This is a genomic window from Kitasatospora sp. NPDC002543, from assembly GCF_053594915.1.
In genome coordinates this window covers 43,190-51,967 of the sequence record NZ_JBSFWR010000058.1, presented here as the reverse complement: position 1 = coordinate 51,967, position 8,778 = coordinate 43,190, and the positions used below count along the sequence as shown (strand labels likewise).

The window sequence follows — 8,778 nt, the reverse complement described above, 5'->3', positions numbered from 1 at the left end:
CCGACGGCCGCATCGTCGACGAACTCCACCAGCCCACCGCCGACACCGTCCTGGACCGCATGCGCCGCTTCGACGCCAAGGGCCGCACCAGCTGAGCCCCCTGGCCCCCGAAACGCCACCCGTCCCCGAGTACCCCCAGGACTGACGCCTCCCCATGTTCCGCACCGCACTGCGCAATGTGCTCGCCCACAAGGGCCGGCTGCTGATGACGGTACTGGCCGTCATGCTCGGCACCGCCTTCGTGTCCGGCACGCTGGTCTTCTCCGACACCTTCGGCAACGCCCTCAGGACCCAGAGCTCCAAGAGCTACACCGACATCGCCGTCACGGTCAGCGACCGCGAGGCCCGCAACCTCAGCCACGACGAGGGCGGCCGGGCCGTCGACAGCCCCACCCTCACCGAGGAGACCCGCACGAAGGTCGCCGCGCTGCCCGGCACCGCCGAGGTCCGCGGCATCGTCAGCGGCTTCGCCGGCATCGCCGACAAGAAGGGCGCGCTGATCGGCAACGGCTTCTCCACCACCGGCACCAACTACGTGCCGGGCGCCGACGGCACCGACCCGCGCTACCCGCTGGTCGAGGGCCGCGGCCCGAAGGACGCCACCGAGGTCGCGCTCGACCGCAAGACCGCCGACAAGGGCGGCTTCAAGGTCGGCGACACCATCCGGGTCGCGGTCAACGGCCCGGTGATGCAGCTCAAGCTCACCGGCACCGTGACCACGAACGACCCGCGGGTGGTGGCCGGCGGCTCGCTGGCCGCCTTCGACACCGCCACCGCCCAGCAGCTCTACCTGGCTCCGGGCCGCTTCGCCGAGCTGGACGTCAAGGCCAAGCCGGGCACCGACGACACCGCGCTGCTCGCCGCCGTCAAGCAGACCGTCCCGCAGGGCGACAACATCGAGGCCAGGACCGGCCGCGAGCTCGCCGACGAGCAGGACCGGATGATCAAGCAGGGCACCCAGGTGCTGAGCACCGCCCTGCTGGGCTTCGCCGGCATCGCGCTGTTCGTCGGGATCTTCATCATCGCCAACACCTTCACCATGCTGGTCGCCCAGCGCACCAGGGAGCTGGCCCTGCTGCGCGCCGTCGGCGCCACCCGCCGCCAGATCACCCGCTCGGTGCTGATCGAGGCGGTGCTGGTCGGCCTGACCGCCTCGGTGACCGGCCTGCTCGCCGGCATCGGGATCGCCCTCGGCCTCAAGGCCCTGCTCAACGGCCCGATGGACGCCAACCTGCCGGACGGCCCGCTGATCGTCTCCCCGACCACGGTGGTCGCCGCGCTCGCCACCGGTGTGCTGGTGACGGTGCTGGCCGCCTGGCTGCCCGCCCGCCGCGCCTCCCGGATCGCCCCGGTGGCCGCGATGAGCTCGGTCGAGCAGCCCACCACCCACAAGGGCCTGGTGGTCCGCAACACCATCGGCCTGCTGTTCTCCGCCGCCGGTGCGGCCGCGCTGGCGGCCGGCGTGGCCGCCAAGGAGGTCAAGCCGGTGGGCCTCGGCGCGGGCGCGCTGCTGATCGGCGTGTTCGTGCTGACCCCGATGCTGTCCAAGCCGCTGATCGCGCTGCTCGCCCCGCTGCTGCGCGCCGTGTACGGCACGCCGGGCAAGCTGGCCCAGGAGAACGCGGTCCGCAACCCGCGCCGCACCGCCGCGACCGCCTCGGCGCTGACCATCGGCGTCACCCTGATCACCTCGCTGACCGTGATCGGCGCCTCGGTGAACCAGGCCGTGGACCGGCTCACCGCGACCAGCGTCAAGGCCGACTACACGGTCGCGATGCAGAACTTCTCGAAGCTCGCCCCCGAGGTCGCCGCCCAGATCGCCAAGGTGCCCGGTGTCACCGCGATGAGCGTCGAGCGCACCGTCCGGGTCAAGGTCGGCGAGCAGCAGGAGGACAGCGAGGCGATCACCGCGGTGGATGCCTCGACCATCGACCAGCTGGCCACCATCAAGGTCACGGAGGGCTCCGCGGACGCCCTCAAGCAGGGCAGGCTGCTGGTGAGTTCGGGCCGCGCCGAGCACGGCGGCTACAAGCTCGGCGACACCCTCGCCGTCACCTACCCGGACGGCGCCAAGGGCTCGCTGACCGTCGGCGGCATCCTGGAGGCCAACACCGCGCTGGCCGGCATCGTCGCCCCGGACTCGGTGGTCGGCCCGCACGCGGCGCCCGGCTCCGGTCCGGAGTCGGTCCTGGTCAAGGGCGCCGACGGCCCGACCGAGGAGCTGAAGCAGGCGCTGCGCGACGCGACCGGCGGCAACCCGCTGATCGCGGTCAAGGGCCAGAAGGAGATCAAGGCGGAGAACCGCCAGATGATCACCAGCATCCTGAACATGATGTACGGGCTGCTCGGCATGTCCGTGGTCATCGCGGTGCTCGGCGTGGTCAACACCATGGCGATGTCGGTGTTCGAGCGCCGCCGGGAGATCGGCATGCTGCGGGCGATCGGCCTGGACCGGCTCGGCATCCGCCGGATGGTCCGGCTGGAGTCGCTGCTGATCGCGCTGTTCGGCGGGGTGGTGGGTGTCGGCCTCGGCGTCCTGGTCGCCTGGGCGGTCGTGCGCACGATGGCGGACAGCCTCAAGGACATCAGCACCGTGGTGCCGCCGCTGCAGATCGCGGGCTTCCTGCTCGCGGCCGCCGTGGTCGGCCTGCTGGCCGCCCTCTGGCCGGCCCACCGCGCGGCGCGGCTGGACATCCTGACCTCCATCAAGAGCCAGTAGCGGGCCCGTACGGCAACCCGGAGCCCCCGGGGTGGTTCTCATCGAACCGCCCCGGGGGCTCCGTCGTGTCGGGTCGCAGGACGCCGGCCGGAGAACGCCGGCCGAGGAACGTCAGGCGGAGAACGTCAGTTGAAGAGGACCTTCTCGCTGTTCGGCTGCAGGGTGCCGGTCGTCAGCCCGGCGGCCGAGACCAGCAGCTGCGCGCTCGGCTTGCCGTCGGTGCCGAGCACCTCGGCGGTGACCGGCGCGGTCTCGTCCGGCGAGGTGACCTGGAGGCCGGCGAGCACGTGGCAGCTCGTGTCCGCCTTGTCGCAGGAGCTCCACTTGAGGCCCGCGTAGCCGGACTTGCCGGGTTTCAGGGTGACCAGCACGGCCGGCCCGGGGTGGGCGTCGCGGTTGGCCGTCAGCACGTCCGGGCTGTTGTCGGCCTTCAGGCCGGCGAAGCCCGGGTAGCCGTACAGGGTGCAGTTGTGGTCGCTCTTGTTCTTGATCGTCAGCATGGCCGAGCCCGCGCCCTTGACCTGCACGGTGGCCGTGATGTCGTCGCTCTTGCACCGCGAACCGGCCGCCTGGGCGGCCATCGGGTCACCGGGGACGGTGGCCCCGGCGGAACCCGCCTTCGCGTCCCCCGGCTTGTCGTCGGTGTACTTGACGTCGTCGCACGCGGTCAGCAGGACGGTCGCCGCGAGGGCGGCGACACCGGCGGCGACTAACCTGGCAGGCCTGCGAACGGTCATGGTCCCCCCAAGGGTGAGTAATGGCATGGAGCTGTCACCCTATGTACGAAGGCCGTGGCAGAACGGTTCCACTGGGGCTGCAGTTTGCCGGAGCTGACTACTTTTGCCGGTTTTCTGTCTTGTTATGTCCTGAACTGGCCGGAATTGGCGCCTCTGCTAGGAAACCGCCCCTGATACGAAACCGCCCCGCCCGGCGGGTGCCGGGCGGGGCGGTACGGGTGTCGAACGGCCGGATCAGTCGGCCGGCTTGACGGCCGGCCGCTGGGCGGGCTTGGCCCTGCCGCCGCCGAAGAGGTTGAAGAACACGGCCAGCGTGGGCACCAGGTAGAGCAGCCAGACCACCAGCTGGAGCACCGTCGGGTCCGGCTGGAAGTTGAAGACGCCCTTCAGCAGGGTGCCGTACCAGCTGTCCTTGGGGATGGTGCTGGAGATGTCGAAGGCCACGCTCTGCAGACCGGGCAGCCATCCGGCCTCCTGGAGGTCGTGCACGCCGTAGGCGAGGACGCCGGCCGCGACCACGACCAGCATCGCGCCGGTCCAGGTGAAGAACTTGGCCAGGTTGATCTTCAGTGCGCCCCGGTAGAACAGCCAGCCGAGCACCACCGAGGTGAGCAGGCCGAGCGCGGCGCCCATCAGCGGGTTCCAGCCGTCGCCGGTGGCCTGCACGGCCGTCCAGATGAACAGCGACGTCTCCAGGCCCTCGCGGCCGACCGCCAGGAACGAGGTCACGACCAGGGCGGTGGTGCCCATCGCGATCGCCGCGTCCAGCTTGCCGTGCAGCTCGGTCTTCAGGTGCCGTGCGGTGCGCCGCATCCAGAAGACCATCCAGGTCACCAGGCCGACCGAGATGATCGACAGCGTGCCGCCGAGCGCCTCCTGGGCCTCGAAGGTGAGCTGCGAGGAGCCGAACTGCAGCAGGGCGCCGAAGGCCATGGAGAGGGCCACGGCCGAGCCGACGCCGATCCACACCGGCGGCAGCTTGTCCCTGCGGCCGGTCTTGACCAGGTAGGCGATCAGGATGCAGACGACCAGGCTGGCTTCGAGGCCTTCGCGCAGGCCGATCAGGTAGTTGCCGAACACGCGGGCTCCTGGGGGGTGTAGAGGTGGTACCGGGGAAGCGGAGGGTCAGCCGAACAGGGCCTGGCCCCACCACTCCCCCGGCTTGCGCACGCCCGCCGGGCAGGCGAAGTGGGCGGAGCCGACGTGCTGGATGTACTCGTTGAGCTTGTCGCTCGCGGCGAGCTTCTGCTGGAGCGGGACGAACGCCTTGCGGGTGTCGCGCTGGTAGGCGAGGAAGAACAGCCCGGCGTCCAGGCGGCCGAGGCCGTCGGTGCCGTCGGTGAAGGAGAAGCCCCGGCGCAGGATCATCAGACCGCTGTTGGCGTCCGGGTGGGCGAGGGCGACGTGCGAGGTCGCGGGCATCGCCGCGAGGTCCGGCGCGTCGTGCTCCTTGCCCTTGCCGTACGGGGCGCCCTCGCCCTTGGTGCGGCCGAAGGTGTCCTCCTGGTCCTTGAGCGAGGCGCGGTCCCAGGTCTCGATGTGCATCCGGATCCGCCGGGCGACCAGGTAGGAGCCGCCGGTCATCCACTCCGGGCCGTCGCCGGGGGCGGCCCAGACGTGGTCGGCCAGCTTCCCGGTGTCGGTGCCCGCGATGTTGTGGGTGCCGTCCTTGAACCCCATCAGGTTGCGCGGGGTCTGCTCGTCCGGGGTGGTCGAGGAGGTCTTGCCGAAGCCGAGCTGCGACCAGCGGATGTTGACGGTGCCCATGCCGATCCGGGCCAGGTTGCGGATCGCGTGGACGGCGACCTGCGGGTCGTCGGCGCAGGCCTGGACGCAGAGGTCGCCGCCGCTGCGGGCCGGGTCGAGCTTGTCGCCCTTGAAGTTCGGCAGGTCGATCAGGGCCTCGGGGCGCTTGGCCTGGAGGCCGAAGCGGTCCACCCCGTCCTTCTCGAACAGGCTCGGGCCGAAGCCGATGGTCAGGGTGAGCCGGGAGGCCGGCAGGCCGAGGGCCTCGCCGGTGTCGTCCGGCGGCGCCTCCGCCGAGCCGGGCACCGCGCCGGTGCCGACCTCACGGCCGCCGGTCATCGCCGCGGCCGCCTTGGTCCACTCCTTGAGCAGCTTGACCAGGGACTCCCGGGTGGCCTTCTCCGAGACGTCGAAGGCGGCGAAGTGCAGCCGGTCCTGGACCGGGGTGGAGATGCCGGACTGGTGCTCGCCGTAGAACGGCACCTCGGCGCCGACCTGTGCGGCGGCCACCGGGACGGCGTCGTCCTGCCGGGTCGCCGCGGCGACCGAGCCGACGGCGGCGGCGCCGAGCGCGACGCCCGCGCCGGCCCAGCCGATGACGGCGCGGCGGCTGACCGCGCCCTTGGTCGCGGCGGCGCCGGCGGCGGCCGGCGTCCCGTTCTGCTGCTCGTTCTCCGCGTCCATCGGCGGGCGGGCCCTTCTCTTTTCCACTGGGTTCTGCGCTGACCCACGGCGGCCGTGGGGCCCGGATCACGGGCCGCCACGGCGTCGGTGGGGGTACTGCGGTGCGGGTGGGCCGGTTACTTGACGACCACGGCGGCTGCCAGCTTCGACAGCGGCTCGCCCAGCGAGTTGACCGCGTCGGAGAAGGTCTTGCGCTCGGCCTCGGTGACCTTGTCGTAGGAGGTGAAGGTGCCGTCGGCCTGCTTGTACTTGGCCAGCAGGGCGTTGATCTCGGTGAACTCGGAGTCCAGCGTCTTCGCCAGCTCCGGGTCCTTCTCGGAGGCGACCGGCTTCAGCAGCTCGTAGGCCTTCTGCGCGCCCTCGACGTTGGCCTGGAAGTCGGCCAGGTCGGTGTGGCTGTAGCGGTCCTCCTCACCGGTGATCTTGTTGGTGGCGACCTCGTCCAGCAGCTCCTTGGCGCCGTTGGCCATGCTGGTCGCGGTGATCTCGGCCTCGGGGATCTTCTTCTGCCAGTCCTTGAGGTCGGCCACCAGCCGGTCGGCGAGCGTCTTCTCGTCGTCGCCGATCTTCGCGTCGGCCCAGAGCGACTTCTCCAGCTTGTGCCAGCCGGTCCACTCCTGGCCCTGCTCCAGCTTGTCCTCGCGGGTGTCGGTCTTCGGGTCGACGTCGCCGAAGCTCTCGGCGACCGGCTCGGTGCGCTCCCAGCCGGTGCGCGAGGGCGCGTACAGCGACTTGGCCTTCTCCAGGTCGCCGGACTTGATCGCGGCGGCGAAGGCCTCGACCGCCGGGATGGTCGCGTCGGCCTGCTCCTGGGCGTACGTGCGGTAGGCGGCGACGGCGGCGGCCAGGCGCGGGTCGGTCGGCGCGGCGCTGCCGCCCTCGCCGGTGACGGTGATCTTCTGGCGGATGCCGTTGCCGACCATGCCGGGCTTGCAGGCGATCTCGTACGAGCCCGCCTTGATCTCGGCGTTGATGCTGGCCTTGGTGCCGGGGCCGATGTTCTCGCGCTCGGTGACGATCTTGTCGCCGTCGCCGTAGACGTAGACCTCGGTGGTCTTGGAGCCCTTGTTGCTGATGTCCAGCACGACGTGGCCGGCCGGGAAGGTGGTCTTGGAGACCTCGCAGGCGCTGTCGCTCGCGTTCACCTTGACCGCGTCGGAGGCGGCCGCCTTGTCGTCCTTCTTGGACGCGCAGCCGGCCAGGGTTGCGGTCGCCACGGCGAGGGTGAGCAGCGCGGCTGCGGTGGAACGGCGACGGGCGGACATGCGGGCTCCAACGGAAAGGGGCATGGGTGTGCCAAGGAAGCGCGGCCCGCCGGGGACCAGCAGACCATCATTAGCTAAGGCATACCTTACGTAAACATGTGTTGACGTCTACACCCACCCCCCGAACCGTTACCTCCCCGGTGTCCGGCGGGCCGCGGCCCGGGCCGTCCAGCGCCCCTCGTGACGGCTGATCCGGATCGGGTGGCCGAACGTCGCGCTGATCAGCTCCGTCGTCATCACCTCGTCCACCGGCCCGGCCGCCACGCACTCACCACCGCGCAGCAGCAGGGCGTGGGTGGTGCTCTCCGGCAGCTCCTCCAGATGGTGGGTGACCAGCACGCTGGCCAGCTCCGGGTGCTGGTGGCGCAGCAGGTCCAGGCTGTCCAGCAGCAGCTCGCGGGCGGTCAGGTCGAGCCCGGTGGCGGGCTCGTCGAGCAGCAGCAGCCGGGGGCTGGGCATCAGCGCGCGGGCGATCAGGGCCCGGCCGCGCTCACCCTGGGACAGCGTGGTCCAGGCGGCCCCGGCCATCGCACGCATGCCCAGCGTGTCGATCAGCCGCTCGGCCCGCTCCAGCGCCTCCGGGGCCGGCTTGCGGTGGAACTCCGGCTCGATCGTGTTGGTGTGCCCGGTGAGCACCACCTCGCGCACGCTCAGCGGGGAGCGCAGCGGATGGCGCGGGTTGACGTGCCCGAGGTGGGCGCGCAGCTCGCGGATGTCGACCCGGCCGAGCCGGCGGCCGAGCACGTCCACCTCGCCCCGGGTGGGGTGGGAGACCGCGCCGAGCAGGGCGAGCAGGGTGGACTTGCCCGCCCCGTTGGGGCCGAGCAGCGCCCAGTGCTCGCCGGGCCGGATCTCCAGGGTGATCCCGCGCAGCAGGTGCCGGCCGTCGCGCACGACGTCCACGTCCCGGGTGCGCAGCAGCGGACCGTCGAAGTCGGGGGCGGATGAGTTCATGGGACTCCGATCGCGGCGCCGGGCAGGGTGCGGGCGGGGCGCCGCACCGGACGGGCCGGCGCCGTCCGTCCGCGTGCAGAGTACAACCGTCGACCGGGGGCGGGGCCGGGCGTCCGAGGGGTGGACGCCCCAGCGACCGGCCGGACGGGGCGAGTTGGGGCCTCAGAGGGCCAACAGGCCGGCGTCGGTGGGGCGCAGGCCGCAGGCGTCGCGGTAGAAGGGGCGCAGGTGCGGCTCGAAGTCGACGTGCAGCCAGGCGCAGCCGGCCGCGCGGGCGCCGTCGGCGGCCTCGGCGACCAGCCGGGTGGCGATGCCCTGCCGCCGGGCGTCCCGGGCCACCACGGTGTCCAGCAGGAAGGCGTGGGCGCCGCCGTCCCAGGCGAGGTTGACGAAGCCGACCAGGGCGCCGCCGGCCGGACGGCGGGCGGTGACCCAGCCGAGGCTGTGGCGTTCCAGCCGGGCGAGCCGACCGCCGGACTCCGCCGGGGTGTCGGTGGCGGGGTGGCCGGTGAGGTCGGCGGGGGCGCCTGCGAGGCCGGCGGGGGCGCCGAAGCCCTCGGTGTGCAGGGCGTCGAGTTCGGGGTCGGTCAGCGGGCCGCGCCACAGGTAGTCGATCGTCACGACGGCACTGTAGAGCCCTTGTTAACTTTCGATCATTTTTTATCGACCAAGG

The 8,778-nt window shown here is 71.8% G+C and carries 7 protein-coding genes and 1 pseudogene; 2 read left to right on the top strand and 6 right to left on the bottom strand.

Annotated features, from left to right (window positions below; genetic code table 11):
* Together ACWD4P_RS23500 and ACWD4P_RS23495 are read left to right on the top strand one after the other, a co-directional pair.
* Positions 1 to 95: pseudogene (locus tag ACWD4P_RS23500) on the top strand (ABC transporter ATP-binding protein); the annotation flags it as partial.
* Positions 96 to 154: 59 nt separating this feature from the next.
* The gene (locus ACWD4P_RS23495) at positions 155 to 2,719 is read left to right on the top strand and encodes an ABC transporter permease (RefSeq protein WP_449780921.1); all 2,565 of its coding nucleotides are present in this window, start codon (positions 155 to 157) and stop codon (positions 2,717 to 2,719) included.
* Between the two features lie 125 nt (positions 2,720 to 2,844).
* On the opposite strand, the gene ACWD4P_RS23490 is transcribed toward ACWD4P_RS23495, so the two are convergent.
* From ACWD4P_RS23490 to ACWD4P_RS23465, 6 genes are all read right to left on the bottom strand, one after another.
* Positions 2,845 to 3,456 carry a DUF4232 domain-containing protein gene (locus ACWD4P_RS23490; protein WP_449780920.1) on the bottom strand — a complete coding sequence of 204 codons (612 nt, stop codon included), beginning with the start codon at positions 3,454 to 3,456 and terminating at the stop codon, positions 2,845 to 2,847.
* Between the two features lie 234 nt (positions 3,457 to 3,690).
* The gene (gene efeU / locus ACWD4P_RS23485) at positions 3,691 to 4,536 is read right to left on the bottom strand and encodes an iron uptake transporter permease EfeU (protein ID WP_449780919.1); all 846 of its coding nucleotides are present in this window, start codon (positions 4,534 to 4,536) and stop codon (positions 3,691 to 3,693) included.
* Positions 4,537 to 4,581: 45 nt separating this feature from the next.
* On the bottom strand, positions 4,582 to 5,886 hold the full coding sequence (gene efeB / locus ACWD4P_RS23480) for an iron uptake transporter deferrochelatase/peroxidase subunit (protein WP_449780918.1): 1,305 nt from the start codon (positions 5,884 to 5,886) through the stop codon (positions 4,582 to 4,584).
* 116 nt (positions 5,887 to 6,002) lie between these two features.
* Positions 6,003 to 7,151, bottom strand: a complete 1,149-nt coding sequence (gene efeO, locus ACWD4P_RS23475; protein ID WP_359828028.1) for an iron uptake system protein EfeO — start codon at positions 7,149 to 7,151, stop codon at positions 6,003 to 6,005.
* A gap of 129 nt (positions 7,152 to 7,280) precedes the next feature.
* Positions 7,281 to 8,105 (bottom strand): ABC transporter ATP-binding protein, encoded by an 825-nt coding sequence (locus ACWD4P_RS23470; protein ID WP_359828026.1) that lies wholly within the window; start codon positions 8,103 to 8,105, stop codon positions 7,281 to 7,283.
* Between the two features lie 162 nt (positions 8,106 to 8,267).
* Positions 8,268 to 8,726, bottom strand: coding sequence for a GNAT family N-acetyltransferase (locus tag ACWD4P_RS23465; RefSeq protein WP_449780917.1), 459 nt, complete (start codon positions 8,724 to 8,726; stop codon positions 8,268 to 8,270).
* Positions 8,727 to 8,778: the final 52 nt, after the last annotated feature.

Coding starts and splice junctions, on each gene's coding strand:
- ACWD4P_RS23495 (WP_449780921.1), top strand. CDS start 155: ATGTTCCGCACCGCACTGCGCAATGTGCTCGCCCACAAGGGCCGGCTG.
- ACWD4P_RS23490 (WP_449780920.1), bottom strand. CDS start 3,456: ATGACCGTTCGCAGGCCTGCCAGGTTAGTCGCCGCCGGTGTCGCCGCC.
- efeB (WP_449780918.1), bottom strand. CDS start 5,886: ATGGACGCGGAGAACGAGCAGCAGAACGGGACGCCGGCCGCCGCCGGC.
- efeO (WP_359828028.1), bottom strand. CDS start 7,151: ATGTCCGCCCGTCGCCGTTCCACCGCAGCCGCGCTGCTCACCCTCGCC.
- ACWD4P_RS23470 (WP_359828026.1), bottom strand. CDS start 8,105: ATGAACTCATCCGCCCCCGACTTCGACGGTCCGCTGCTGCGCACCCGG.